Source organism: Pleomorphomonas oryzae DSM 16300, assembly GCF_000422965.1.
GTDB lineage: Bacteria > Pseudomonadota > Alphaproteobacteria > Rhizobiales > Pleomorphomonadaceae > Pleomorphomonas > Pleomorphomonas oryzae.
This window is the reverse complement of record NZ_AUHB01000014.1, coordinates 104,817-131,703: the sequence shown is the minus strand read 5'-3', so window position 1 is coordinate 131,703 and position 26,887 is coordinate 104,817. Positions and strand designations below refer to the sequence as shown.

Here is a 26,887-nt window from a genome sequence, read left to right as displayed (position 1 = left end):
GGGAAGTTGAGGACCCTTTTCTGTCTCGGTGGGGCGGGACGGCCCAAGGGCCGCCCCTCTCGGTTACTCGGCAGCCAAGCGGCTCGCCGTCATGGCTTCCAGCGCCTTGCGATACTCGGTCGGCATCACCTTGACGAACTTGCCACGGTAAGAGGCCCAGTCGTCGAGGATCGCCTTGGCACGCGGCGAGCCAGTCCAGGTGTGGTGCCGCTCGATCAGCGCCTTGAGGCGTTCGCAGTCGTGGCGCGTCATGTCGCCGCGAATGTCGACCTTGCCATCGAGACCGATCGGCAGCGCCAGCTCGTCCTCGATCATCTCCTCGAACTCGACCATCGACATGTTGCAGCGCTTGTTGAAGCTACCATCCTCGTCGAGCACGTAGGCGATGCCGCCAGACATGCCCGCCGCGAAGTTGCGGCCGGTGCTGCCGAGTACGACGACGATGCCGCCGGTCATGTATTCGCAGCCGTGGTCACCGACGCCCTCGACGACGGCGATGGCACCGGAGTTACGCACCGCGAAGCGCTCGCCGGCGACACCGCGGAAGTAGCACTCGCCGGCGATGGCGCCGTAAAGCACGGTGTTGCCGACGATGATCGACTTCTCCGGCACGATCTTCGACTTCGGGTTCGGACGCACCACCAGGCGAGCGCCGCTGAGGCCCTTGCCGACATAGTCGTTGCCGTCGCCGATCAGATCGAGCGTCAGGCCGTGGGCACCCCAGGCGCCGAACGACTGGCCGGCGGTACCGGTCAGCGTCACGCGGATGGTGTCGTCCTTGAGGCCGACGTGACCGTAGCGCTTGGCGATCTCGCCGGAGAGCATGGCGCCGACCGACCGGTTGACGTTGATCACCGACGTTTCGATCTTCACCGGCTTGCCGCCCTCGAGCGCCGGCATCGCCTCGGCGATCAGCTTCCGGTCGAGGATGTCGTCGATCGGATGCTTCTGCACCGTGGTGTGGCGCATCTCGGCCGGATCCGCCTTCGGCAGATAGAACAGACGCGAGAAGTCGAGGCCCTTGGCCTTCCAGTGCTCGATGCCCGCCTGCTTGTCGAGAATGTCGGTGCGGCCGGTGAGCTCTTCCAGCTTGCGGAAGCCGAGCGCTGCCAGATAGCGGCGCACTTCCTCGGCGACGAAGAAGAAGTAGTTGATCACGTGCTCCGGCTGGCCGACGAAGCGCTTCCTCAGCACCGGGTCCTGGGTGGCGATGCCAACCGGGCAGGTGTTGAGATGGCACTTGCGCATCATCAGGCAGCCCGAGGCGATCAGCGGCGCGGTGGCAAAGCCGAAGCCATCGGCACCGAGCAGTGCGCCAACGATCACGTCGCGACCGGTGCGGACACCGCCATCGACCTGCAGCTCGACGCGGCTCCTGAGGCCGTTGATCACCAGTGTCTGCTGCGTCTCGGCCAGACCGATCTCCCACGGGGAGCCCGCGTGCTTGATGGAGGTCAGCGGCGAAGCGCCGGTGCCACCTTCGAAGCCCGAGATGGTGATGTGATCGGCGCGCGCCTTGGCGACGCCGGCGGCAACCGTGCCGACGCCGACTTCCGAGACGAGCTTCACCGACACTTCGCCGGTCGGGTTGACGTTCTTCAGGTCGAAGATCAGCTGCGCCAGATCCTCGATCGAGTAGATGTCATGGTGCGGCGGCGGCGAGATGAGCTGCACACCGGGGGTGGCGTGACGCACCTTGCCGATGATCGCGTCGACCTTGTGGCCGGGCAGCTGACCGCCTTCGCCGGGCTTGGCACCCTGCGCCATCTTGATCTGCATCTGGTCGGCGTTGACCAGATATTCGGTGGTGACGCCGAACCGGCCCGAGGCAACCTGCTTGATCGCCGAGCGCAGGCTGTCGCCCGACGGCAGCGGCTTGAAGCGATCGGCCTCCTCGCCGCCCTCACCGGTGTTCGAGCGTCCGCCGATCCGGTTCATGGCGATGGCAAGGTTGGTATGCGCCTCGCGGCTGATCGAACCGTAGCTCATGGCACCGGTCGCGAACTTGCGGACGATGTCCTTAGCCGGCTCAACTTCCTCAAGCGGCACCGGCGTCCGGCCGATTTCCTCGGCCGACTTGATGCGGAACAGGCCGCGAATGGTCATGGCCTGCTCGCTCTGGGCGTTGATCGCCTCGGAGAATTCCTTCTGGAACTGCTCGAAGGAGTTGGCGCGCACGGCGTGCTGCAGGCCGGCGATGACACCGGCCGTCCAGACGTGTGCCTCGCCGCGCATGCGCTGCGCATACTCGCCGCCCACTTCCAGCATGCTGGCCAGCGTCGGGTCGCCGCCGAAGGCGCGGGCATGGCGGGCCACCGTCTCCTTGGCGATCTGGTCGAGACCGACGCCTTCGATGCGGGTGGCGGTGCCGAAGAAATACTTCTGCACGAAGCGCGACGACAGGCCGACAGCATCGAAGATCTGGGCGCCGCAATAGGACTGATAGGTCGAGATGCCCATCTTCGACATGATCTTCAGGAGACCCTTGCCGATCGACTTGATGTAGCTGTAGACGAGCTTGTGCTCGTCGACCCCCTTGGGCAGCTTGTCCTTCATAGCGATCAGCGTATCGAAGGCGAGATACGGGTTGATCGCTTCGGCGCCGTAGCCGGCGAGGCAGGCGAAGTGATGCACTTCGCGCGGCTCACCCGATTCCACCACCAGACCGGCCTGGGTGCGCAGACCCTTGCGGATCAGGTGATGATGCACGGCCGCCGTGGCGAGCAGCGCCGGAATACCGATGCGCTCGGCCCCAACCCCTCGGTCGGAGAGGATGATGATGTTGTAGACCTGACCGGCCGCCGACATGCGCACCGCCGCCTCGGCCTGGATGCAGATGGCCTCGAGGGCCGGCCGCATCCCGGAGGGACCGTTGGCCGCCGGATAGGTGATGTCGATGGTGATGGTCTTGAAGCCGGAGTCCTCGACGGTCTCGATCGACCGGATCTTCTCGAGATCCTCGTTGGTCAGGATCGGCTGACGCACCTCGAGCCGCTTGTGCGCATCATCGCCGCGGTCGAACAGGTTCGGACGCGGACCGATGAACGACACCAGGCTCATGACCAGTTCCTCGCGGATCGGGTCGATCGGCGGGTTGGTCACCTGGGCGAAGTTCTGCTTGAAGTAGGTGTAGAGCAGCTTGGACTTGGACGACAGCACCGAGATCGGTGTGTCGGTGCCCATCGAGCCGGTGGCCTCCTGGCCGGTGGTGGCCATCGGCGCCATCAGCACCTTGAGGTCTTCCTGGCTGTAGCCGAAGGCCTGCTGCAGGTCGAGGAGGTTCTCCCCCGACTTGGGCGCACGGGCGCGCACCGGCGGCAGGTCCTCGAGGACCAGCTGGGTGTCGTCGATCCACTGGGCATAGGGTTCCGCCGTCGAGATCGTCTTCTTGATCTCGTCGTCGGAGATGATGCGGCCCTCGACGAGGTCGATCAGCAGCATCTTGCCGGGCTGCAGGCGCCACTTCTGAACGATCTTCTCCTCGGGGATCGGCAGGGTGCCGCTCTCGGAGGCAAGGATGACGCGGTCGTCGTCGGTGACGACATAGCGGGCCGGACGCAGGCCGTTGCGGTCGAGCGTCGCGCCGATCTGCCGGCCGTCAGTGAAGGCAACCGCCGCCGGGCCGTCCCACGGCTCCATGATGGCGGCATGATACTCATAGAAAGCCTTGCGCTCGGCATCCATGCTCTCGTTGCCGGCCCAGGCCTCGGGGATGAGCGTCATCACCGCGTGCGGCAGCGAGTAGCCGCCGCGCAGCAGGAATTCCAGCGCGTTGTCGAAGCAGGCGGTGTCCGACTGGCCCTCGTAGGAGATCGGCCAGATCTTCTCGATATCCTCGCCGAGCACCTTGGACGTGGTGGTCGCCTGGCGGGCGTACATCCAGTTGACGTTGCCGCGCAGGGTGTTGATCTCGCCGTTGTGAGCAACCATGCGATAGGGATGCGCCAGCTTCCAGGACGGGAAGGTGTTGGTGGAGAAGCGCTGATGGACGAGCGCCAACGCCGACTCGAACCTTGGGTCCGAGAGGTCTGGATAGTAGCGCTTGACCTGATAGCTCAGGAACATGCCCTTGTAGACGACGGTGCGCGAGGAGAAGGACACCACGTAGAAGGCATCCTGGTTGCGCTTGGTCGCGCCGTTCCAGTCGGCTTCATAGACGTCGCCGGACAGCACCTTGCGGGCGATGTAGAGCTTGCGCTCCAGCGCCTCCTGGTCGGACGTTCCCGGCAGCATGACGAACAGCTGGCGATGCACCGGCTCGGTGGCCTTGACGCCCTCGGACAGGGCCGAGTTGTCGACCGGCACGTCGCGCCAGCCGAGAATGGCCAGGCCCTGGCCCTTCACCGACCGCTCGACGATTTCCACCGCGCGGGTCCGCTCGGCCTCGTCCTGCGGCAGGAAGAACTGGGCGACGCCATAGCGGCCAGCGTCCGGCAGCTCGAAGCCGAGCTTCAGACACTCTTCGGCAAAGAAACGATGCGGGATCTGCACCAGAATGCCGGCGCCGTCGCCCATCAGCGGATCGGCGCCGACGGCGCCGCGATGCTCGAGGTTTTCGAGCACGTAGAGGGCATCGGTCACGGTCTGGTGGCTCTTGCGGCCCTTGATATCGACGACGAAGCCGACGCCGCAGGCATCATGCTCGTGCTGGGCGCTATAGAGGCCCTCCGCCCCGGCTTTCGCGCGGATATCGGCGATCTCGGTCGTCGTGCGCGTGGCGCTCGTTGCGGCATTCGGCGCGGCAGGCGCAAGGTGCGGCATCGATTGGTCGAGCGTCTTCATGGCGAAGTCCTCATCAGTGTGCGGCGGGCTTGGCCCGCCGATGGGTGTCTCTTTCCGGACGCCTCCGCGAGGAGCGGGATATTCCTTATATACCCGCTTATGCCCTCGTTGTGGACCCGCCCGTCCTTTCTGGCATTTCTGCCAGACGGCGCGACAGCGACAGCCGTCATCCCCATCCCGTCAAAGCGGAATAAGGAGACAGCTCCAATAGCCGTTTCGCCAGATGATCCCGAAGCTCACTCCTCCCCGGAACTCCGTTTCGCGCTTTGCACCGGTTGCCTCTTCGAGGCAAGCAAAATCCGCGAGCGAGGGAATTCGAGAAAATGCGCCGGCCGCCCTTTCCTCCGAAAAGTCGGCCCAAGCCCCTGGATCCGCCCATCCGGAACCAAACTATCGCGGTCCCGAATGCGCGATGCGTTATTTGCATAACCTTGCTGTCCCGTCAACCATCCTGACCCATTATTTTGGGGCAATATCCGGATTGACGGCGGCATGAACGGCCTGCATGGGTGGTGCGCAAACTCGGCGGCTGTCGCCCGAGACGGACAAGGCTAAACTTAGCTCCATGTACTTTGCCAGCGACAACTGGGCCGGCGCTTCGGCGCAAGTGGCCAATGCCCTCCTGAACGCCGGAAACGGCTCCGTTCCCGCCTATGGCGCCGACGACCAGACGCGCGTCGCCGTCGACTGGTTCTCGGAAGTTTTCGAGCACGACGTTTCCGTCTTCTTCGTTGCCACCGGCACGGCCGCCAATTCGCTGTCGCTCGCCTCGGTGATGAAGCCGGCCGGCATCGTGCTCTGTCACGACGTGGCGCACATCGCCGCCGACGAAGCCGGTGCACCGGAGTTCCTGTCGGGCGGCCGCCTCGTCTCCATTGCCGGCGCCCGCGGCAAGCTGACGCCCGACGCGCTGGAAGCTGCGATCGGCCGCTATTTCCCCGCCGCCGTCCATCATGGCCGGCCGGTCGCCGTCTCGCTCAGCCAGTCGACCGAATGGGGTACTGTCTATACGGTGGAGGAAGTGACCGCGCTTGCCGCCGTCGCCCACGCCTACGGCCTCAAGGTGCATATGGACGGCGCCCGCATCGCCAACGCCCTCGCCTTCCTCGGCTGCCAGCCGGCCGACATCACCTGGAAGGCCGGCGTCGACGTTCTGTCCTTCGGCGGCACCAAGAATGGCTGCTGGTGCGCCGAGGCCGTCGTCTTCTTCAACGGCAAGAAGGCCGAGGATTTCGGCTATATCCGCAAGCGCGCCGGCCAGCTGTTCTCCAAGAGCCGCTTCGTCGCCGCCCAGTTCCAGGGCTATTTCGACCGCGGCCACTGGCTGGACAACGCCTTCCACGCCAACACCATGGCCAAGCGCCTCGCCACCGGTATCAGCCAGCTCTCCACCGCCCGCATCCTGTGGGAGCCGGAGGCCAACGAAGTGTTCGCCATCTGGCCGAAACCGGTCAGCGCCCGCCTCAAGGCGGCCGGTGCCCAGTTCTACGAGTGGAATCCCGAAGGCCTCGCCGACAGCGAGAAGCCTGGTGCCGACGAGGATCTCGTCCGCCTCGTCACCTCCTTTGCCACTGCCGCGCACGAAGTCGACCACTTCCTGAAGGCGCTCGGCAAGTAAGCCGAGAGCCGGAAACGTCCGCATGCAAAAAGGGCGTCCCTTGCGGGGCGCCCTTTATCATGTCCGAACAGGCGAGCGGGGCGGTCCCCGCTCGCCATGCCGATCAGATTAGTTGATGGTCGCTTCGATCTGCGGGGCCTCGCCCTTGCCGATCGGAATGGTGCGTGCCCGCTTGCTCTCGGGAATGTCGCGCACCAGATCGACGTGCAGGAGGCCATGCTCAAGCGAGGCGCCCTTCACCTCGACATGATCGGCAAGCTGGAAGCGGCGCTCGAAGGCGCGGGCGGCGATGCCGCGATAGAGCATCTCACGGCCGTTGTCCTCGGCTTCGGGCTTCTTCTCGCCCTTGACCGTCAGCACGGCTTCGCGCGCCTCGATCGTCAGCTCATCCTCGGAAAAGCCCGCGACGGCGATGGTGATGCGGTAGGCATTCTCGCCGGTGCGCTCAATATTATAGGGCGGATAGGACTGGGCCGACGCGTCGCTGCTGGATACCTGATCGAGCAGCGAGAACAGGCGATCGAAGCCGATGGTCGAGCGATAAAGCGGAGAAAGGTCGTAATTACGCATGATGTCCTCCAATTGAGCGACAGATGTGATTTGGCCGGCCGGCTTTCTGTTCCCCTTTCAAGGCGGAACGTCCGGTCGCCGCAGACCCCCGTCCGGGGCGTCCGCGTTCCTTGATTTGGTACGGCCGAAACGCATTTCAAGAGGGAAGCAGCAACGCGTTTTCAGCTGCTACGGTGATGGCATACGCTGCCGCCTCCGTGCTAGAAACGGCGCGCGGCGGCTCGGTATGGTCGCCGGGGAGCGCCCATGGATCTGCTCGATCTCGCCGACAATCCGATCCCGGCCGGCTGCCGGCTGGAAGTGATCTCCACCTCCGACGGCGTTCGTCTGCGCACCGCCCGCTGGCCGGCCCTACCGGGCGGCACCAAGGGCACCGTCTGCCTGTTTCCAGGCTGGACGGAGACCATCGAGAAGTATTTCCATGTGATCGAGCGCTTGCGGCAGCGCGGCTTTGCAGTGGCGATTCTCGAATGGCGCGGCCAGGGCGGATCGACCCGGCTCGCCGACGATCCGGCCAAGGGCCACGTCCGCAGCTTCCGCCATTATCTGCGAGATATAGAGGCTTTTCGCCGCCGCGTCGTGCTACCCGATTGTCCTCCGCCCTATTTCGCCCTGGGCCATTCCATGGGCGGCGGCATCCTTCTCGCCGCCGGCCGCTTCCTTGCACCGACCTTCGACCGCCTAGTGCTGACGGCGCCAATGCTCGGCCTGCCTCAGAAGACAACCATGCCGGGCTTCCGTCGTTTGTTGCTGCGCTTTGCCGTCCACTGCGGCGCCGGCCAGCGCTACATTCCAGGCCAGCGCCGACGGGCCGCCAAGGCCAGAACCTTAGAGCGCAACCCGCTGACCTCCGATCCCGACCGCTATCGCATCAACGAGGCGATCGTCACTGCCCGGCCGATCTACCGGCTCGCCGCCCCGACGCTCGGCTGGGTGTCAGCGGCGACCCGCATGTTCGATCGTCTGTCGGCGCACGACCTCGCCGACAACGTGGCGGGACCGGTGATGCTGGTCAATTCCGGCGCCGACACGGTGGTGAGCCGCATGGCCATCGAGACGATGGCGCGCCGCTTGCGCAATCCGGCCTATGTCCTGATCCACGGCGCCCGCCACGAAATCATGATGGAGCGCGAGGTCTACGCCGCCCAGTTCTGGGCGGCCTTTGACGCTTTCATTCCCGGCTCGTCGGAATAGGCTTCAGCTCAGCAACTTCAGCACTTGCTCGTGCAGGCGGGCATCCCCGCTCGCCACCACGCTGCCACCATCGACGGCGCTGCCGCCGGTCCAGGAGGTAACGACGCCGCCGGCGCCCTCGATCACCGGGATCAGCGCCGTGATGTCATAGGGTTGCAGGCCTGCCTCGATGACCACATCGACCTGCCCGGCCGCCACCATGCAATAGGCGTAGCAATCGGCGCTGTAACGGACGAGCTTTGCCTGCCGCTCGACCGAAAGATAGGCCTGCCGATCGGCGTCCGAGAACGGCTTGAGCGAGGTGGTGAACAGCGTCGCTTCCGAAATGTCGCCGCAGGCCCGCGTCCGGAGCGCCCGCTCGCCGCCCGGCCCGCTGTAGAGCGCTGTTTTGCCGTCGCCATAGAAGCGCTCGCCGGTAAACGGCTGTGCCATCATGCCCTGCACCGCCCGGCCGCCGGCCCGGAGACCGATCAGCGTGCCCCAGAGCGGGATGCCGGCGATGAACGAACGTGTACCGTCGACCGGATCGAGCACCCAGACCTGCTCGCTATCGAGCCCGGTGTTGCCGAATTCCTCGCCGAGGATGCCGTGGTCGGGATAAACGGCGCCGATCAGCTCGCGCATCGCCAATTCGCCGGCCTTGTCGGCAACCGTCACCGGGTCGAACGCCCCCTTGAGCTTATTCTCGACGGCAAGCTCGGTGCGGAAATGCGGCATGATCGCCGCCGAAGCCGCGTCCGCCAGCCGGTCGAAGAAGGCTTTGGAGATGGGTGTGATCTGCATGACTGATATGTCCCACATAACAAAAGGGCGAAGCGCAACGTTGCTACCCTGTCTTGGCTAGGGCTTCAGGCCGTTGTTTTTATTTTTGGATTCAAAGAAATACAAATTTTCGCTCTCTGAGCGCCTCGATTGCTGGCGGCGTTATCCCCCACTCAAACGCGAGTCAATGCGCAACCTTCTACCCGGAGGGGTTGACCAATTAGACGAAAGTAGGCATTTTAGTGGGGTGTGGCGCAGGCTTCTGCGCTGCCCGCCCTCCTTGGGCGTTTCCTCCCTAAGACTTGGGCCGCCGCTTTTGCGACGGCCCCTTTTCTTTTCAGCCTATCGCGTCAGGCAGGGCGGCGCCAGAGGCGTCCCATCCGAAACGTTTCAATGAACGGCGGATGTCACTCGGCCGCGAAGCGGCCGGGAGACGGGCAGACCACTTCGAGCGGCAGCCGCATCAGCCCGTCGATGAAGTCGGCCAGCTCGGCGGTGAGGCGGACGAAGCCGGAATGCGGCTCCAGCGTCCGTTCATCCATATAGAGCGATCGGTTGATCTCGATCTGCAGGGCGTGCAGCCCCTTGGCCGGCCGACCATAGTGTTCGGTGATGAAGCCGCCGGCATAGGGCCGGTTGATCGCCACCTTGTAGCCGAAGCCTGAAAGCGCGCTGGCGGCGTGGTCGATCAGCGCCCGCGATGCCGAGGTGCCATGACGGTCGCCGAGCACGAAGTCGGACTTCGCCTTGGCATCCTGCCCCTTCACCAGCGACGGCATCGAGTGGCAGTCGATCAGCACGGCGCGACCGAAACGCACATGGGTCTGTGCCAGAAGGCGGGTGAGCGCGGCGTGATAGGGCTTGTAGAGTGTCTCGATCCGATCAAGCGCCGCTTCGATCGGCATCGTCCCCGCATAGATCTCCTCACTTTCGGAAATCACCCGAGGCACTGTACCGAGCCCGCCAGCCACCCGGATGGAGCGGACGTTGGCGAAGGCCGGCAGCCGCCCGTCGAACATGCGCGGGTCGAGTTCGTAGGGCTCGCGGTTGACGTCGAGATAGGCACGCGGGAAGTGCGCCCTGAGGAGCGGTGCGCCGGCGGTGACGACATGCATGAACAGCTTGTCCACATGCGCATCTTCCGACAGGCGGATGCGGCGGCTGTCCAGCCGGCTCGCGGCCAGGAAATCTTCCGGATAGGCGGTGCCGGAATGCGGCGAGTTGAAGACGAAAGGATGAGTCTGCTCCGCGGGAGACAGGATCTCGAAGGGCGGTTCCGAGCGGAAATCGGTGACGACGCGCATCCCTCTCCAGTCCGTAGAGCCTCTCTCGCGGCCCTCTGAAGGCCGGAAAACAGGGCTTTTGCACTCCTGATTCTGGAATTTGCCCTGTTTTGATTAACCTGTCCATTAATAAGGTGGCTGATGGGCGCCGCCGCCCGTCGCGACCGAGCCCGCCGGCGGAGAGAAAACCGGCCGGCGTCGGCCCGACGCTCGCCGATGGAATCCAAAAGTCAAATTCGCTCCACTACGGGGTTTGAACGCCCTTCTGAAAAGTTCTACACAGGGGGAAATCGCCCGAAACGCGAGCCGCTAACCACAAGTTTACCCTATCGGTGCACTTGTGAGATAGTTGAATTATCGTGCGGACCGATGCCGCCTCTCATTTGACCGGAACTGCAAATGAACCGTATTCTCCTGGCCGAAGACGACAATGACATGCGCCGTTTCCTGGCCAAAGCGCTCGCCAACGCCGGCTATGATGTCGTTTCCTACGATAATGGCCGCAGCGCCTACGAGCGGCTGCGCGAAGAGCCCTTCACGCTGCTTCTGACCGATATCGTCATGCCTGAGATGGACGGTATCGAGCTGGCCCGCCGGGCCACCGAGCTCGACCCCGATCTCAAGATCATGTTCATCACCGGCTTTGCTGCCGTGGCGCTCAATCCCGACAGCCAGGCGCCCAAGGATGCAAAGGTGCTCTCCAAGCCCTTCCATCTGAAAGATCTCGTGCGCGAGGTGGAGAAGATGCTGGCCGCCGCCTGACGGCAGGGTGCGGATTTCCCACCGAAATGGTTTCTGAATCAAGGATTTGAAGGGGAATTCGGAAAAGCGTCGCAAGGCCCTTGCGTGGGGCGGGAAAGGACGCTATATCCCCGCCCACGCCGCCGATGAGGTGGCCCCGCCAAAACGGAAACGGGCGTGTAGCTCAGCGGGAGAGCACTACGTTGACATCGTAGGGGTCACAGGTTCGATCCCTGTCACGCCCACCATCCGGTTCCGGACGACTAAAAAATGGCGCCATGGCGCCTTTTTTTATGTCTGAAAGCCAAGCCTCAAATCCGGATGACACTTGAGGCCGCACCCGGCTTGAGCCAGATCTCTCACGTCCCTCAGAAGTTGTCTTCGTGCCGGCCGTGGCGCCGGTCGACGGCCGCCCAAGCCCTCCCGAAGAAAGCTGCTTTCCGCAAAACAGTTCAGCCCGGCTCAAGCTCGCCTTTGTAGACCGGTCCGCCAAGAGACATTCCATCGATAAAAATAACTAGAATTATAATAATTATCGCGAGGGGAGAGCGCGGTTGAAGGTCGCCGCAGACTTAGCCTGAACAATCGGGAGTACTTAACTGCGCAAATTTCTGGCGAACAATTTTTTCCATAACAATTTTCGTGAGAAAATTCCTATCAAAACTAAAGTAAGGAACTCGATACCGCACGCTTTAATTGAGCTATATGAAAGTAGTGCCGACTAGTCCGGATTTATAATACATAACAATATGATCAATGATGTTTGGAATTAATCGATAATTAAGCATCTTCACGGGAAATTGTGCGTACTCCCGGCTCAGGCAGGCCAGCATCAAGCCGGCTCTACCTGAAGTTGGCGACGATTTAGTAGGGATAGGGGAACAAACATGCAAGCGCGGTCTCAGACCTCCGGATCCAGATGGTCCGTGAGCATTTCGATGCGCATCAGCCTGGGCTTTGCCGCCATCCTGCTGATCCTGACCTTCTCGGCCGGCATGTCGCTCCGAGGCCTCTCCAGCGTCGGCGGGGCGATCGGAACGCTGGCCTCCCAGATCGACGTCATCGACAAGGCCGGCACCGTGCAGGCGAGCTTCCTGGAATACCGGCGAGCCGCCCGCGAGGTCATCTACACGACCCTCCCCGACACGGAGGCCGCCGTGACCCAGCGGGCTTCGGCCATGCGGGCCGCTTTCGAGGACAGCCTCAAGGCAACCACCGACGCCGAACAGCTTGGTCATCTCCAGGCCATGCAGTCCGATTTCGAAACCTACGACAGCATGCTCGCCGATCTCATCAAGACGCGCGGCGAGGCCAAGCGCCTCACGGATACCGAACTCAATCCGCTCGGCGCCTCGCTGCGCACCGATCTCGAAGCGATCATCAACGAGGCAGGGCAAGGAACGGCCGTGGCGGCGGGCGCCGAGAAATCCCTGCGCTTCATTCTGACCGGCCGCATCTTCGCCGCCAACGCAATGTCGGGAACCGAAGCAGACGCCGACAAGAACGCGGCCAAAGCCTTCCAAGATGCCGACGCTGCCTTCAAGGAAGCACTGACCTTCGCTCCTCCGGCCTTCGAAAGCCGCTTCAACGCCATCCGCGACCATGCCAAGCAATACATCGATACCTTCGGCAAGGTTCTGTCGCTCACCCGGTCCATCGAGGATCAGGCGGTCAAGATGCGCACCGTCGTCACCAAGGTCACCGAGGAATTCACCGGATTCCAGACAGCGGTCAACGAAGACCAGACCAGACTGAAGGCCGAGACCGGAGCAACCCAGGCATCGACGACCACCACGCTTTGGACCTTCGCCATCGGCGGCCTGCTGCTCGGTCTGGTGCTGGCCATTCTGATCGGTCGCAGCCTGTCGCGTCCCATCATTGCGATCACCGGCGCCATGCAGCGGATTTCCGAGGGTGACCTTGCCGTCGCCGTTCCCGGCCTGGGGCGAGGCGACGAAGTCGGCACGATGGCGGCAACGCTCAACGTGTTCAAACAGGGCCTGGAAGAGAACCTGCGCATGCGCGCCGATCAGGAGCGCGCCAAGGCCGAGGCCGAGACACGCCGGCGGGCCGAGATGAAGGAAATGGCCGACGCCTTCGAGACGGCGGTCGGCAGTGTGGTCGAGACCGTGGTTGGCGCCTCGACGCAGCTGCAGGCAGCGGCGCAGTCGATGTCGGCAGCCACCGAGGAAGTTTCCAACCAGTCGGTCACCGTGGCGAGCGCTGCCGAAGAGGCATCCACCAACGTCGAAACCGTGGCGGCGGCGGCCGAAGAACTCGCCACGTCGATCGCCGAGATCAAGCGCCAAGCCGACGAGAGCACCGCGGTGGCTTCCAAGGCCAGCAAGGACGCCCAATCGACGGCGGCCCGGGTGCGCGAGCTGGCCGAAAGCGCCAACCGAATCGGCGAGGTGGTCAACCTCATCGACAGCATCGCCTCGCAGACCAACCTTCTCGCCCTCAACGCCACCATCGAGGCGGCGCGGGCCGGCGAGGCCGGCAAGGGCTTCGCCGTGGTCGCCGCCGAGGTGAAGCAGCTCGCCGACCAGACCTCGCGGGCCACCTCGCAGATCTCCACTCAGATCGGCGAGATCCAGGCATCGACCCAGTCGTCGGCCGAGGCGATCGTCACCATCACCGGCGTGATCGAGCATTTGAACCGCATCGCCACGTCGATCGCCACCGCCGTCGACCAGCAGGGCGCGGCGACGGGCGAGATCGCCCGCAACGTCAGCCAGGCGTCGATCGGCACCCATCAGGTGTCGCAGAACGTGGTGGGCATTACTCAGGCGGCCACCGAGTCCTCTGGCGCCGCCACGGAAGTGCTGTCGGCCGCCAACGATCTGGCCAAGCAGTCCGACACGCTGCGACGCGAACTCGGCACGTTCCTTTCCAGCATACGCGCCGGCTGAGGCAAGGTCGCTGCCAACCGCCGGCCGCCTAAAGCAACTCCAGCAAAAGTGCATCGCGGTTTTGCGTCCGGAGTTGCGTGAAGCAAAAAGCTATACGCGGCTGGTCGGTGGCGGCAGGTTCCAGTCCCAGCGCATGGCGGCGAGACGGAGCAGGATGGAAACCCCGCCGCCGGCAACGGCCACGGGCACGGACGGCAGGTGGTAGTAATCGCCGACCGACACCATCAGCGCGCCGATCAGCGCCGCCAGCGCGTAGATCTCCTTGTGCAGCACCATCGGCGTCTGCGCGGCCAGAATGTCGCGACCGATGCCGCCGCCGATGGCGGTGATCATGCCGACCAGCGCCGCCATCAGCGGCGACAGGCCGGCATCCACCGCCTTGCGCGTGCCCACCACCACATAGAGCCCTAGCCCCAGCGCATCGAACACCGCCACCGGCGTCGCCAGGCGGGCGATCAGGTGATGGGCGAAGATGCAGCAGAAGCCGGCGGCGCAGGAGATGGCGAAGTAATGCCAGGTGACAAAGGCCACCGGCGGCACCGCCCCAATCACCACGTCGCGCATGATGCCGCCGAAGGTGGCGGCGACAAAGGCCAGGAAGACGATGCCGAACGGATCGAGCCGCCGCTCCACGGCGCGGGTACCACCACTCAAGGCGAAGGCGAAACAGCCGACGAAGTCGACCAGGGTGAGGAACATGATGAGCCTACCGGTCTTGCCGGGCAGACGGACGTCCGCACCGGATTTGAAATAATCTGGCCGCCTTCTCTCACGTTGGCGCGCCGGACGAAAGACCGTCAACTTCCGCACCGATCCGTTGCGTGCGTGCCTCGGCCCCGGCATGATCGCTCGCCGGCCCGCTGTCTGTCGGTCGGCAGGAGATGACCCATGTCCCGTGCCCGCCGCGTCCTGCCCCTGGCGATGCTTTGCCTTGCCGCCCTTATAGGCGCCGCCGTCGCGGCGCCTCAACTCAAGCGTGGCATCAATTTCGAGGTCTGGCAGACCTGGACCGGACGCGACACCTTTCTGGCCACCGATTTCGACCGGGAAAATTTCCCCGACTGGATGGGCCGCGTCGATGACCGCCAGCTCGCCCGCCTCAAGGCCGAGGGGTTCGACTTCGTCCGTCTCGACATCGATTCTGCCGCCCTGCTCTGGGTGGGCGATGATGGCGCCGGGCCGCTGATCGACCGCATCGTGGCGGCCACTGAGCGCCTTCAAGCGCAGGGTTTTGTGGTGATCGTCGATTTGCATCTGTTGCCGGTCGACGGAGACCGCCCCGAGGGTCTGGAAGACGTGCTCGGCACCAATGACCACGAGCCCGTCCTGTGGGACCGCTACCTCGGTCTGGTCACGCGCGTTGCCGCCCGCCTCGCAAGCCTGCCGCCGGACCTGACCCTCCTCGAACCGATCAACGAGCCCAACCAGGACTGGAGCTCGCATCTCCGCCTGACCGACCACTGGCCCGATCAGCTGGCGGCGCTCAGAACCGCCGTCCGGGCCGCCGCGCCGACGCTGACGCTGGTGCTGACCGGTGGCCGCTCCGGCAACATCGATGGCCTCGAACGCCTCGACCCGGCGCCCTTCGCAAGCGACCCCAATATCGTCTGGACCTTCCACTACTACGAGCCGATGGCCGTCAGCCATGCCGGCCGGCCGTGGACGGACGACGTCGGGCGCTATCTCACCCATCTGCCCTACCCGGCCGACCGCCTGGACGACGCGGCCGCCAAGCGGCTGTCACGCGACGCGCATCAACGCATCACCAATGGCGGGCTCGATCCCAAAAAACGCAAAAAACTCGACGCGGCGGTCGGCCAGGCGCTCGACGATTACCGCACCACCGATGCGGGACCGATCACCATTGCCGCCGACTTCCAGCGGGTGGCCGATTGGGCGGCTCGGAACAATATCCCGGCGAGCCGCATCCTGCTCGGCGAGTTCGGCATCTTCCAGGATGCCGCCGACCCGGCGTCGCGGATCGCGCTCATCGAGACGACGCGCGCCGCCGCCGAAAGGCAGGGCTTTGCCTGGGCCGTGTTCACCGCCGGCCTGACCCAGCCCAAGCAGGGTTTCTCGGTGGTCGGCGACAGCCAGGCGTTGACACTTGAGCCAGCGGTGAAGGCAGCGCTCGGCCTCACCAACAAATAGTCAGTGTCGGACGGTCCGCTCGCCAGCAAACAGGAAAGCCAGTGCCGCGATGGTGAAGACCGGCAGCACGGACATGGCCGCCCAAAGCCCGATTTGGTCGGCCAGCGCACCGATCGCCCAGGGAATGACCAGAATGGAAAGACCGCTGCCCAGCGAAGCGCGCGCCGTCGCCAGCTCGCCGAACGGACCGGCGGTGACGATCGCCTTGGTCAGTGTCAGCGGATATTGCAGCGCGCAGCCGAGGCCGACGGTGAACAGGCCGACGATCGCCAGCGTCAGGCTGGGGGCACCCCAGAACAGCAAGAAGGCCGGCACCGTGACGACCGCCGACAGATAGAGTGCCCGTGCCGCCGTGATCCGCGTCAGCACGAGGGACGATGACAGACGGCCGATCAGCATGCCCAAGGAGAAGGCGCCGGCGGCGATGGCGGCCGACGCCACCGGTACGCCTTTGACGCGGGTGAGAAACTCCGTCGCCCACACCAGCACCGACTGTTCGACGCCGACGAAGGCAATGATGGTCAGCCAGTAGAACCAGTAGGCCAGCGGCAGACGGCCGCCGCGCCCGCCATCGGCCGCGACAGGAGTGATTTGCGCCGCCGGCATCGGCGTGCCGCGCAGGAATAGGAGCAGAAAGCCGGCGAGAACCACGCCGAGCAGCAGCGCCGCCCGCCAGCCCAAACCGATGGCGACGAACAGCCCCACGGCCATCGCCGCCGTCAGCGAGGCGACGTAGGAAATGCCGTTGGCCTCGCCGATCGCCACCGAACGGTTGGCGCCATGCCAATCGGCAAGCAGCGTCGGCACGACGATCAGGATCAGGCAGCCGACGGCGCCCATCAGGAAGCAGCCGAGGATGCTGACCACCGGGTGTGGCGCAAGAATGATGGCGATCGCGCCGAGCGCCATGCCGATGAGCCCCACCATCACCGACCACAGGCGACCGTGCTTGCGGGTCAGCCGTTCACCGAACAGACCGGAGACGATCAGACCCGCCGCTACCGCCGCCGGGTGCAGCGTCACCACTCGGTAGCTGAGGTCGAACTCGTCTTTCAGGAACGGGATGATGTTGCCCTGAATGTTCAGAAAGAAGGTGAACTGGGCAAGCGCCAGATAGGCGGACCAAGTCAACCGGTCGCGCCGAATGGGCGCCGGCATGGACGGGGAGATCGAAGGGGCGGTCATGGGATCCACATGAAGAAGGCGCCCTCCGCCACCGGTAGACCGGCAGTCGGCGCGACGCCTCCTTTGAAACGATACAGAAAACTAGGCCCGCATCCCCGGGCTGTCAAGCAAAGAGACGCGCTCATCGAGGAGATGAACGATCAGCCGGCGGCCAGCAGCTTCGCGTCCTGGCAGCCTTGGCTTCGGAACGGTTGACGCCGTGTCGGCCCCAGACCCAGCGCGGCAAGATCGGCGTCGAGGCGAACGAGGGCGGCTTCGTCCAGCAGCGCCGCATGCACGGTGGTGCGAACTTCGAAAGCGACGCCACTCCCGGCCAGTGCGATCAGGCTTTCGCGTGCCCGTAGGCCACTCTCCGGCACGCCTGTAATGCGCTCATACTCGGCAAATGGCGCCTTGACGTCGAAACCCACCCAGTCGAGATCAGGCAAAAGGCGGGCAAAGCGGTCGGGATAAGGACCGGCGGTGTGCAGGCCGACGCGGAAGCCGAGCGCCCTAGCGGCAACGACCGCCTCGGGCAGTGCCTTTTGCAAGGTCGGCTCGCCTCCGGAAAACACCACGCCGTCAAGGAGGCCCCGCCGCCCTTCGAGAATGGACAAGATCTCCCGCCAGTCCGGCCCGGCACCTCGGCCGGGCGGGATCAGATCGGCGTTATGGCAATAGTGGCAAGCGAGCGGACAGCCTTGGCAGAACACCGTGGCGACCAGCTCGCCCGGCCAGTCACAGGTGGACAACGGGGAAAAGCCGCCGACCGCTATGTCATCGGCGGGCATTGGTAAGGCTCTTGCCTTCGGCGAACGCGGTCCGCTCGGCGAATTCGCTTTTCTTACCTTTGTTGAAGGACGAGACGGGGCGGTGATAGCCCATCACCCGCGTCCAGACTTCGCAGGGCTGGCGCTCGTCATTGGACAGCAGGGTGACGGCATCGGTTTCAATGGCAGAAAGCGGCTTGTTCATTTCAGGTCTCCTTGGCGGATTGGTTCACTCGGCAGCGGCCTGCTTCTCGGCGAGCCGCTCGGCATCGCAGATCGGGCAGAACTCATGTTCGCCAGCGAGGTAGCCGTGCTTGGGACAGATGGAGAAAGTCGGCGTTATCGTGATGTAGGGCAGTCGGAAATTCTCGAGCGCCCGCCGGACCAGTTTCTTGCAGGCCTCGGCCGACGACACCCGTTCGCCGAGATAGAGATGAAGTACCGTGCCCCCGGTGTAGCGGGTCTGAAGCGGCTCCTGGCGGCGCAGCGCCTCGAAGGCATCGTCCGTGAAGCCGACCGGCAATTGGCTGGAGTTGGTGTAGTAGGGCGCATCCAGCGTGCCGGCCTGCAAGATGCTCGGAAAGCGCTTCTTGTCCTCGCGAGCAAAGCGATAGGTCGTGCCTTCCGCCGGCGTTGCTTCGAGATTGTAGAGATGGCCCGTCTCCTCCTGAAAGGCGACCATCTTTGCCCGCACATGGTCGAGCAGACGGATGGCGAAAGCCTCGCCCCATGCCGTCGTGATGTCCTCGGTATCGCCGGTGAAGTTGCGGATCAGTTCGTTGACGCCGTTGAGGCCCAGCGTCGAGAAATGGTTCCGGAGCGTACCGAGATAGCGCTTGGTGTAGGGAAACAGGCCATCGGCCATCAGTCGCTCGATGGTCTTGCGCTTGATCTCCAGGCTGGTGCGACCGATGGCCAGGAGCTCGTCCAGCCGACGCAACAATCCGGCCTCGTCGCCCTTATGAAGATAGCCGAGACGGGCGCAGTTCACCGTGACGACGCCCACCGACCCCGTTTGCTCGGCCGAGCCGAACAGGCCGTTGCCGCGCTTCAGAAGCTCCCGGAGATCGAGCTGCAGCCGGCAGCACATCGAGCGGACCATATTGGGCGTCAGCTCGGAATTGAGGAAGTTCTGGAAGTAGGGCAGCCCGTATTTCGCCGTCATCTCGAACAGGCGAGTGGCGTTGTCGCTCTCCCAGGGGAAGTCGGGCGTGATGTTGTAGGTTGGGATCGGGAAGGTGAAGACGCGCCCCTTGGCGTCTCCCGCCGTCATCACCTCCATATAAGCACGGTTGATGAGGTCCATCTCGGCCTGCAGGTCGCCATAGCGGAAGTCCATCTCGACGCCGCCGACCACCGGCACCAGATCCTTGAGATCGTCGGGACACACCCAATCGAAGGTGAGGTTGGTGAACGGCGTCTGCGTGCCCCAGCGCGAGGGGACGTTGAGATTGTAGATCAGCTCCTGGATCGACTGCCGGACATCCTCATAGGAGAGCCGATCCTTGCGCACGAAGGGCGCCATATAGGTGTCGAAAGACGAGAAGGCCTGAGCACCGGCCCACTCGTTCTGCAGCGTCCCGAGGAAATTGACGATCTGGCCGACGGCGCTCGAAAGATGCTTCGGCGGCCCGGCCTCCACCTTGCCCGGCACGCCGTTCAGCCCCTCGGTGAGCAGCGTGCGCAGCGACCAGCCGGCGCAATAGCCTGCGAGCATGTCGAGATCGTGGATGTGGATGTCGCCGTCGCGGTGCGCCTTGCCGACCTCGGGCGGATAGACGTGGGAAAGCCAGTAGTTGGCCGTCACCTTGCCCGAGACGTTCAGAATGAGGCCCCCCAGCGAGTAGCCCTGGTTGGCGTTGGCGTTCACCCGCCAATCGGCGCGTTCGAGATATTCGTCGATCGACGACACCACATCGACGACGGCGTTGGCATCGCGGCGAAGGCGCGCCCGTTGTTCGCGATAGACGATGTAGGCACGCGCCGTGGCAAAATGGTTGGCCGAGATCAACACCTGCTCGACGACGTCCTGGATCTCTTCGATCGACGGCATGCGCTCGGCAAACCGGTGGGCGATCACCTTCACGGCCTGCATGGCAAGCAGATGCGCCTCGGTGCTGGAAAATTCGCCGCTGGCAGCGCCAGCCCGTTCGACGGCAGAACGAATTTTCTCGGCGTCGAACAGGGCGAGCGCGCCCGACCGCTTGAGGACGCTGAGAGGCGGCTTGACTGACGTGATTTCCGACATCGTTCCCTGCACCGAAAAGAGAGGCAGAGAACGGGGAGCGCAATCGACACGCCGCCCGGAGAGATCTCCGGACGCAGGACGACGACGATCCACCGGTGCACCCCGCCCGAGGACATTTCACATAGGCCGGGGCAGGTCTCCTGGCTCACGGGTCTCGGCGGCCGATCCGTCTTCCCAGTGCCTCGCACCAGTGACATTCTTGGATCGGCCACTTCCCGCCTACAGTTGCGGGGGCAGCGCCGGCATTGACCGGCTTCCCTTTTCACTCCAGATGTTGTGGCACCTGAAGAACCTCGGCTCTACGAATAGTATTTCGCGCCTCACGAGTCGGGTCAATGAAAGAGGTTCACGGGAGTGGTTCTACCTATAAAGGCTGTGGATCACCATCGGTCAGTCCCGTCCGGTGGTTCGCTTCGGCAGGCCGAACCCGGGGGTACGACACGCAAAAAAGGCGCCCGCCACCACCGGTCAACGGCAGTTGGCGCAGCGCCTTCTTGCAGACTGGGAGAGGCTGGACCGATCGCCAGCCAGAGACAACAACCGCTCCGAAAGCCGCCCGCCGAGACAATGAGCTCGGCACAGCCCTCGGGTTCAGCCGGCGTCTATCACACCATGCCCAAAGCGTTCATGTACAGCTCGAGGATGGCTTCCGCCTCCTGCCGCTCGTCCGGGTCCTGCTTGCGGAGCTTCAGGATGGCCCTGACGGCCTTGACGTCGTAGCCACGGCCCTTGAGCTCGGCCATCACGTCCTTGATGTCGTCCTGGAGAGCGGCCTTCTCTTCCTCAAGCCGCTCGACGCGCTCGATGAACTGCCGAAGTTCACCCGCCGCGACGCCGCCCTGCGATTCTGCCGATTCCATGCTCATGGGATGTCTGTCCTGCCGATCTTGTCATTGGGTCCGGGCGGGGTGCCGCCCGTGAGGGGCGCATGAAGTCCGAAGTTCAGGGGCGCGTCAACCGTTTTCAAGCGTCCATTCACACGCCCGGTCCGTCAGCGCGCGATCGGTAAAAGGCGGTCTCGTGCATGGCCGGCTGCGCCACCAAAGGCGCCACCACCTCGAAAATCGTCTGCGCCCAGTGATTTGCGCCCGCCTCGTCGGCGATATGATCCTGCCGCACCTCGATGAGGAGATGGGCAAGGCCGCGCGCCGTACCGTGGTGGTAGAGCGTGTCGTTCTTGAGCGCCCCGTCATAGGGCTGGTTGTCACCTACCACCAGGCCGCGCGCTCGGAAGGCATCGAGTGCCGGCACCACCATGCGGTCGTCGCTATCCCAGAGAATCGCCATGTCCCACGGACGGGCAACGCCCTTCCAGGCCGGTGTGAAGGAATGGATGGACAGGATCACCGGCGCCACGCCGGTGGCGATCATCCGGTCGATCTGCCGGGCAATCGCCTGGTGATAGGGACGATGGAAGCGCTCGATGCGCCGCTGCCGCTCGGTGGCATCGACGCCGGCATTGCCCGGCACGATTGCCCCGTCGGAGAGCCGCATCACCAGCGTCGGATCGTCCTCGCCACGGTTGGGATCGATCAACAGGCGCGAGAAGCGGGTGAGCAGCGTCGGCGCGCCAGTGAACGCGGCGAGGCGATGAACCAGCCATTCGGTGCCGATGTCATAGGCGATGTGCCGCTCGAACTCGGCCGGCGGCAGGCCGAGGTCGCCATAGGGCGGCGGCACCCGGTTGGACGCATGATCGGCGATGATCAAGAGACCACCGGCATCGTTACCGGGCAGAAAAATGAAAGGAGCGTCGTTCGTCGGGTCCTGCATGGCTAACGATCCTAAATGCTGCTATCGGTCGGATAAAGTCGAGATCCATCCATCGGCGCCACCGACCCGCCGACCGTTGCACATCCGCCGCGGTCCGGCCCGGCGGCCGCCGCCGCCAGGTTGCTTCATGCCCGCTGCCCGAACGCTGTCGCACTCCGCCCGCCCCGGTCAGGTCGCGGCCTTTCTCGCCCTTTGCCTGGGCGCAGTCGCCATGGGCGTGTCGCCGATCTTCGTCCGCCTCGCCGACGTCGGCCCGTTCGCCAGCGCCTTCTGGCGCGTGGCGCTCGCCGTGCCGGTGCTGGCCATCTGGGCGATCAGCGAAGGCGGCAAGGGCGCCCTCCTCTCTGCCTTCCGCTCCAAGGCCATCTGGCTTGCGGGCTTCTTCTTCTCGATCGACCTGTTCTTCTGGCACCTTTCGATCCTTCACACCTCGATCGCCAACGCCACCTTCCTGTCGTCGATGGCGCCGATCTGGGTATTGCTGTTCTCCGGTCTGTTCATCGGCGAAAAGGTCGGACGACGCGAGGCAGGCGGCGTCATCGTCTGCATTCTCGGCGGCGCCGTGCTGCTGGGCGGCTCCTACACGCTCGATTCCAGCAAGCTGATCGGCGACATCTACGGTATTGGCACCTCCTTCGGCTTCGGCACCTATTTCCTTGCCGTGCGCGCCGCCCGCCGCGAGCACAGCACCGGCACCGTCACCTTCGGCGCCACCACGGTGACCGCGCTCTGCCTCGGCGTCATCGCCTTTGCCTTCGAACCGAAGCTCCTGCCCTCTTCGCTGGCCGGCGCCGCGACGCTCGCCGCCCTCGCCTACATCAGCCATATCGGCGGACAGGGCCTGCTCGCCTTCGCCCTCGGCTATCTGTCAGCCGCCTTCTCCTCGCTGGTCATTTTCATGGAAGTGATTGCCGCCGCGGCGCTGGCCTTCCTGGTGTTCGGAGAGGCGATCGGCTGGAGCCAGGCAGCCGGCGGCCTGATGATCCTCGGTGGCATCTGGATCGCCCGGCCGCGATCATGATTCATGTGTCTCAACGCGACCAAAGACTGGAGCGTAAGCCCTTGAGGGTGCGTGCTAATGCTGGAAGGGGACCGGACACGGCGGAACTGCGCGGCGGCTTGCGTAATTATACGTTGACATTTTGCCGTAGGTCACGCGATAAGGCGGGGCATTCTCCGATGAGCACCGGACAAGGATCGTTGGCGGGCGGAATACCGATGGCGGCACTCAAGGGACCGGTACGACGGACGCGGCCGGCACTCATTGCCGCGACGCTGTCGTTTCTCGCCCTTGCCGCAGCGACACCCGCAAAGGCCGATCTCAGGCTCTGCAACAAGACCGACGGCACCATTTCCGTGGCGATCGGCTACAAGGCCGCGGACGGCTGGCGCTCCGAAGGCTGGTGGAACATCGGCGGATCGAAATGCGGAACGCTGCTGACCGGCGCTCTCGCCTCGCGCTACTACTACCTCTACGCCGTCGACAGCCAGCATGGTGGCGAATGGGGTGGCAAGGCGTTCATGTGCACGAGACGCAAGATGTTTACCATCGGCGGCGTCGAGAACTGTGTCGCACGAGGCTATGAGCGGACGGGCTTCTTCGAGGTCGACACCGCCGAACAACGCAGCTGGACCGTACACCTCTACCAGCCGACCCAAAAAGGAAACGGGGCGAAATGAGACGAAACCGCAAGGTCAAGATTCTTGCAACATTGGGCCCCTCTTCCTCCGACAAGGACATGATCGCCCGGCTTCACCAGGCGGGTGCGGATTGCTTCCGCATCAACATGAGCCACACCAATCACGAGAAGCTGCGCTACTACGTCTCGACCATCCGTGAGGTCGAAGCCGAGGCGGGCCGCCCCATCGGCATCCTTGCCGACCTGCAAGGCCCCAAGTTGCGCGTCGGCACCTTTGCCGAAGGTCCTGTCTTCCTGGAGATCGGCGCGAAGTTCGGCTTCCACCGCGAGAAGTTCGCCGGTGATGTCACCGGCGTGACGCTGCCACATCCCGAAATCATCGATGCGCTGGAGCCGGGCCACCGCCTGTTGATCGACGACGGCCGCCTGCGGCTGCGCATCGTCGAGAACGATCGCAAGGTGGCGGTTGCCGTGGTCGAGGTCGGCGGCAAGATCTCCGACCGCAAGGGCGTCAGCCTGCCCGACACCGTGCTCACCTCCGGGGCGCTGACCGAGAAGGACCGCTCCGACCTCACCGCGGCGCTCGAAGCCGACGTCGACTGGATCGCGCTGTCCTTCGTGCAAGGGCCGGACGACCTTCGGGAAGTGCATGAGATCGTCGACGGCAAGTGCGGCGTCATGGCCAAGATCGAGAAGCCGCAGGCCGTCAAGCGCTTCAACGAGATCCTCGAACTGTCCGACGCCATCATGGTGGCGCGCGGCGACCTCGGCGTCGAGCTGCCGCTCGAGCAGGTGCCGAGCGTCCAGAAGAGCATCACCCGCACCACGCGCAAGGCCGGCAAGCCGGTGGTCGTTGCCACCCAGATGCTGGAATCGATGATCCAGTCGCCGGTGCCGACCCGCGCCGAAGTGTCCGACATCGCCAACGCCGTCTTCGAAGGTGCCGACGCCGTCATGCTCTCAGCCGAATCGGCGGCCGGTGCTTACCCGGTCGAGGCGGTTGCCACCATGAGCAACGTCGCCGAGGAAGTGGAGAGTTCCGAACACTACCAGTCGATCCTGGCCGGTCAGCGCGGCGAGCCGGACGCGACTCCCGCCGATGCCATTTCGGCCTCCGCCCGTCAGATCGCCGAGACGCTGGGCATCGCCGCCCTCGTCTGCTTCACCGCCTCCGGCGCCACCGGCCTGCGCGCTGCCCGCGAGCGGCCGTCGACGCCGATCCTGGCGCTGTCGCCCAACCGCTCGATGGCCCGCCGTCTGGCGCTGGTCTGGGGTATCCACTCGGTGGTCACCGACGATGCCCGCTCGCTCAACGACCTGGTGCAGCGTGCCAGCCGCATCTCGGCCGAAGAGGGCTTCACCAAGCCGGGCGATCGCATCATCATCACCGCCGGTGTGCCCTTCGGCACGGCGGGCGTGACCAATCTTCTGCGCATCGCCAGCATCGGCGCCGACGGCAAGTCGGGGATCTGACCGGTTGCGTGCCGTATGAATGGAGAAGGCCGGAGCGATCCGGCCTTTTTTGCTATTTCAGATATCCCGGCCGTGGCTGCCCGCGACAATCGCCTCGATCGCCTCGCTGAGGCCTTCCATTTGCGGGTCGACGGCCTGCAGGCGCCTCAGCACCTCCAGCGCCCGCTCGTGCTGGTCGAGACTCTCCAGCACCTCGGCCAGTTCCTTCATGGCCAGGAAATGGCGGGGCTCGATGCGCAGCACGGTCTGCAGATCGCCGAGCGCCTGTGACACCCGGCCGGCCAGAAGATGCAGCGTGCCACGCCGATAATAGGCCTCGGCAAAGGCCGGCCGCCGCACCGTCAGTTCGTCGAGAATATCGAGCGCTCCGGCGGCATCGCCCGCCGCCACTGACTTCGCGGTCCAGGAAAGGAGAAGATCGTCGGTGGCGCCGCCGCTCGTCGCCCAGCGCTGGCGAATCTCCGCCTCGATACCGGCCGCTTCGTTCCGGTCCTTGGCGGCGGCCAGGCGGGCAAACAGGTCGTTGAATTCCACAGCCTTGTCGGCCGGCACGACCGACACCAGCCGCTCGCGCCCGCTTGAAGCAGGCGGCAGCAATCCGTCGTCGGCCCAGACCGGTCCGACGGCAGTCATCAGCAGCAATGCGAAGGGCACAAAAACACGCATACCCGGAAAGGTACCTTCCCGGGCAGCGATCGTCGAGTGCATCCTGGCGCCGAGGCGGGTCAAAGCCCGCCCGTCCTTAGCCCTGGCGGGCCTTGTAGCGCGGATTCTTCTTGTTGATGATGTAGATGCGGCCCTTGCGACGGACCATCCGATTGTTGCGGTCGCGGGTCATGAGGGCCCGGAGAGAGTTCTTGATCTTCATTTGGTCCATCCTTGCCGACTGCCCGCCACGGCGTCAGCGCCTTGCGACGCGCCGCCGACGGGGCAATGCCCGACGTGGTCAATCCCGATGCCAGAAGGGCTGAGGCCCCCTTGCCCGAATTCGGGCGGACCATACGTATCGACCTCGAAGATGTCAATTGCGCGATGACCGACTTTTCGGGGAGAGTTGGCTGATTCTGCGATGGCTGAGAAACCGCTGGCTGGGCGGCGTGCCGGCTAACCGGCTTCCGCGTTCTCCTTGGCACCCCCGCCCCTCTTCGCCACTTCATTCAGCGCCCCGGCTCTATCGGCCACGTCTTCCAGCGCCTCGGCCTTCTCGGCCAGGGTTTCGCTGACTTGGCGGATTTCCTCTTCGTCGAGCTTTTCGATTCCGACGAACTTATTCTGGGCCGCCGAGGTGAGGATCAACTCGTCGATCTTCGCCTGCAGCGCCCTGCCGTCGCGATTCTGGGAATTCTGAAGCACGAACACCATCAGGAAGGTGATGATGGTGGTCGACGTATTGATGACCAGCTGCCACGTCTCGGAATAGTTGAAAAACGGCCCGGAGATCGCCCAGACCGCGACCAGCCCCACGGCCAGGGCGAAGGTGGCGGGCCGGCCGGACAACTCGGAGATGGCAGAGGCAAATTTCGAGAAGAGACGCGACAGAGAGGAACCGTTCATGATGACCTCGTGTTGTGAACGGGTGTCGTCCGTCTCGTTGGGGCGCTGCTCCAGAGGGACCGGGAGCGCGCTCCAGAGGGACCAGCGAGACGACACGCACAGAATGACAACCATCTTGCCAAGCGGCGGTTCCGTGCACCGGCCAGTTGAGTTATCGTCGGCCTCGCCCTTTTCTCGCCGCCATTCCGCTGTTATCGCATGCGTACCGGGACCGATGCCCGGAGTTCCAAAGTCGCTTCCCGACGTCGGACG

Annotated in this window: 22 protein-coding genes, 1 tRNA gene and 1 riboswitch; of the genes, 9 read left to right on the top strand and 14 right to left on the bottom strand. The window is 64.5% G+C overall.

Annotated features, from left to right (window positions below; all coding sequences use genetic code 11):
- Window positions 1-63: 63 nt before the first annotated feature.
- Window positions 64-4,761: a glutamate synthase large subunit gene (gene gltB, locus G522_RS0120765; RefSeq protein WP_051228980.1), complete on the bottom strand. Its 4,698-nt coding sequence runs from the start codon at window positions 4,759-4,761 to the stop codon at window positions 64-66.
- 526 nt (window positions 4,762-5,287) lie between these two features.
- On the opposite strand from gltB, the gene G522_RS0120760 reads away from it, so the two are divergent.
- A complete protein-coding gene (locus G522_RS0120760; RefSeq protein WP_342663913.1) occupies window positions 5,288-6,400 on the top strand; it encodes a threonine aldolase family protein in 1,113 nt (370 codons plus the stop codon).
- A 108-nt stretch (window positions 6,401-6,508) separates the two neighbouring features.
- Here the strand turns inward: G522_RS0120760 and G522_RS0120755 are convergent, their stop codons facing one another.
- A complete protein-coding gene (locus tag G522_RS0120755) occupies window positions 6,509-6,970 on the bottom strand; it encodes an Hsp20 family protein (RefSeq protein WP_026792677.1) in 462 nt (153 codons plus the stop codon).
- Between the two features lie 246 nt (window positions 6,971-7,216).
- Here G522_RS0120755 and G522_RS0120750 point away from each other — a divergent pair, with 246 nt between their 5' ends.
- A complete protein-coding gene (locus G522_RS0120750; RefSeq protein WP_026792676.1) occupies window positions 7,217-8,164 on the top strand; it encodes an alpha/beta fold hydrolase in 948 nt (315 codons plus the stop codon).
- 3 nt (window positions 8,165-8,167) lie between these two features.
- Here the strand turns inward: G522_RS0120750 and hisN are convergent, their stop codons facing one another.
- Window positions 8,168-8,947 (bottom strand): histidinol-phosphatase, encoded by a 780-nt coding sequence (hisN, locus tag G522_RS0120745; protein WP_026792675.1) that lies wholly within the window; start codon window positions 8,945-8,947, stop codon window positions 8,168-8,170.
- A gap of 386 nt (window positions 8,948-9,333) precedes the next feature.
- Entirely contained in the window at window positions 9,334-10,230 is an 897-nt protein-coding gene (locus tag G522_RS0120740) for an N-formylglutamate amidohydrolase (protein WP_026792674.1), read from the bottom strand.
- A 378-nt stretch (window positions 10,231-10,608) separates the two neighbouring features.
- On the opposite strand from G522_RS0120740, the gene cpdR reads away from it, so the two are divergent.
- The 3 genes from cpdR (at window position 10,609) to G522_RS0120725 (ending at window position 13,862) form a co-directional block, all read left to right on the top strand.
- Window positions 10,609-10,971, top strand: a complete 363-nt coding sequence (gene cpdR, locus G522_RS0120735; RefSeq protein ID WP_026783912.1) for a cell cycle two-component system response regulator CpdR — start codon at window positions 10,609-10,611, stop codon at window positions 10,969-10,971.
- Window positions 10,972-11,123: 152 nt separating this feature from the next.
- Window positions 11,124-11,198 (top strand) — tRNA-Val (locus tag G522_RS0120730).
- Between the two features lie 690 nt (window positions 11,199-11,888).
- Window positions 11,889-13,862: a HAMP domain-containing methyl-accepting chemotaxis protein gene (locus G522_RS0120725; RefSeq protein WP_051228962.1), complete on the top strand. Its 1,974-nt coding sequence runs from the start codon at window positions 11,889-11,891 to the stop codon at window positions 13,860-13,862.
- 90 nt (window positions 13,863-13,952) lie between these two features.
- On the opposite strand, the gene G522_RS0120720 is transcribed toward G522_RS0120725, so the two are convergent.
- The gene (locus tag G522_RS0120720) at window positions 13,953-14,561 is read right to left on the bottom strand and encodes a trimeric intracellular cation channel family protein (RefSeq protein WP_036840326.1); all 609 of its coding nucleotides are present in this window, start codon (window positions 14,559-14,561) and stop codon (window positions 13,953-13,955) included.
- Window positions 14,562-14,750: 189 nt separating this feature from the next.
- On the opposite strand from G522_RS0120720, the gene G522_RS0120715 reads away from it, so the two are divergent.
- Window positions 14,751-16,013, top strand: a complete 1,263-nt coding sequence (locus tag G522_RS0120715; protein ID WP_026792671.1) for a glycoside hydrolase family 5 protein — start codon at window positions 14,751-14,753, stop codon at window positions 16,011-16,013.
- Here the strand turns inward: G522_RS0120715 and G522_RS0120710 are convergent, their stop codons facing one another.
- From G522_RS0120710 to G522_RS0120685, 6 genes are all read right to left on the bottom strand, one after another.
- Entirely contained in the window at window positions 16,014-17,198 is a 1,185-nt protein-coding gene (locus tag G522_RS0120710) for an MFS transporter (protein ID WP_026792670.1), read from the bottom strand.
- A gap of 140 nt (window positions 17,199-17,338) precedes the next feature.
- Window positions 17,339-17,968, bottom strand: a complete 630-nt coding sequence (locus G522_RS0120705; protein WP_026792669.1) for an anaerobic ribonucleoside-triphosphate reductase activating protein — start codon at window positions 17,966-17,968, stop codon at window positions 17,339-17,341.
- Window positions 17,955-18,152, bottom strand: coding sequence for an anaerobic ribonucleoside-triphosphate reductase (nrdD, locus tag G522_RS30815; RefSeq protein WP_036840274.1), 198 nt, complete (start codon window positions 18,150-18,152; stop codon window positions 17,955-17,957). The genes G522_RS0120705 and nrdD overlap by 14 nt, the downstream gene beginning before the upstream one ends.
- 24 nt (window positions 18,153-18,176) lie before the next feature.
- A complete protein-coding gene (locus G522_RS0120695) occupies window positions 18,177-20,195 on the bottom strand; it encodes a ribonucleoside triphosphate reductase (RefSeq protein WP_036840272.1) in 2,019 nt (672 codons plus the stop codon).
- A 113-nt stretch (window positions 20,196-20,308) separates the two neighbouring features.
- Window positions 20,309-20,506: riboswitch (cobalamin riboswitch) on the bottom strand.
- A gap of 294 nt (window positions 20,507-20,800) precedes the next feature.
- Window positions 20,801-21,055, bottom strand: a complete 255-nt coding sequence (locus G522_RS0120690) for a DUF2312 domain-containing protein (protein WP_051228978.1) — start codon at window positions 21,053-21,055, stop codon at window positions 20,801-20,803.
- Between the two features lie 115 nt (window positions 21,056-21,170).
- The gene (locus G522_RS0120685; RefSeq protein ID WP_026792666.1) at window positions 21,171-21,968 is read right to left on the bottom strand and encodes an N-formylglutamate amidohydrolase; all 798 of its coding nucleotides are present in this window, start codon (window positions 21,966-21,968) and stop codon (window positions 21,171-21,173) included.
- Between the two features lie 127 nt (window positions 21,969-22,095).
- Here G522_RS0120685 and G522_RS0120680 point away from each other — a divergent pair, with 127 nt between their 5' ends.
- The 3 genes from G522_RS0120680 to pyk all read left to right on the top strand — a co-directional run bounded on the left by G522_RS0120680 (window position 22,096) and on the right by pyk (window position 25,081).
- Entirely contained in the window at window positions 22,096-22,989 is an 894-nt protein-coding gene (locus G522_RS0120680; protein ID WP_026792665.1) for a DMT family transporter, read from the top strand.
- Between the two features lie 197 nt (window positions 22,990-23,186).
- Complete coding sequence (locus G522_RS0120675; RefSeq protein ID WP_026792664.1) at window positions 23,187-23,648, top strand: DUF1036 domain-containing protein; 462 nt, start codon at window positions 23,187-23,189, stop codon at window positions 23,646-23,648.
- Window positions 23,645-25,081 (top strand): pyruvate kinase, encoded by a 1,437-nt coding sequence (gene pyk, locus G522_RS0120670; RefSeq protein ID WP_026792663.1) that lies wholly within the window; start codon window positions 23,645-23,647, stop codon window positions 25,079-25,081. Before G522_RS0120675 ends, pyk begins: the two co-directional genes overlap by 4 nt.
- A 57-nt stretch (window positions 25,082-25,138) precedes the next feature.
- Here the strand turns inward: pyk and G522_RS27985 are convergent, their stop codons facing one another.
- From G522_RS27985 to G522_RS27980, 3 genes are all read right to left on the bottom strand, one after another.
- Window positions 25,139-25,747, bottom strand: a complete 609-nt coding sequence (locus tag G522_RS27985) for a tetratricopeptide repeat protein (RefSeq protein WP_051228961.1) — start codon at window positions 25,745-25,747, stop codon at window positions 25,139-25,141.
- Window positions 25,748-25,823: 76 nt separating this feature from the next.
- Window positions 25,824-25,949: a type B 50S ribosomal protein L36 gene (gene ykgO / locus G522_RS0120660; RefSeq protein WP_026783921.1), complete on the bottom strand. Its 126-nt coding sequence runs from the start codon at window positions 25,947-25,949 to the stop codon at window positions 25,824-25,826.
- Between the two features lie 236 nt (window positions 25,950-26,185).
- Entirely contained in the window at window positions 26,186-26,635 is a 450-nt protein-coding gene (locus tag G522_RS27980) for a low affinity iron permease family protein (RefSeq protein ID WP_051228976.1), read from the bottom strand.
- Window positions 26,636-26,887 lie beyond the last annotated feature (252 nt).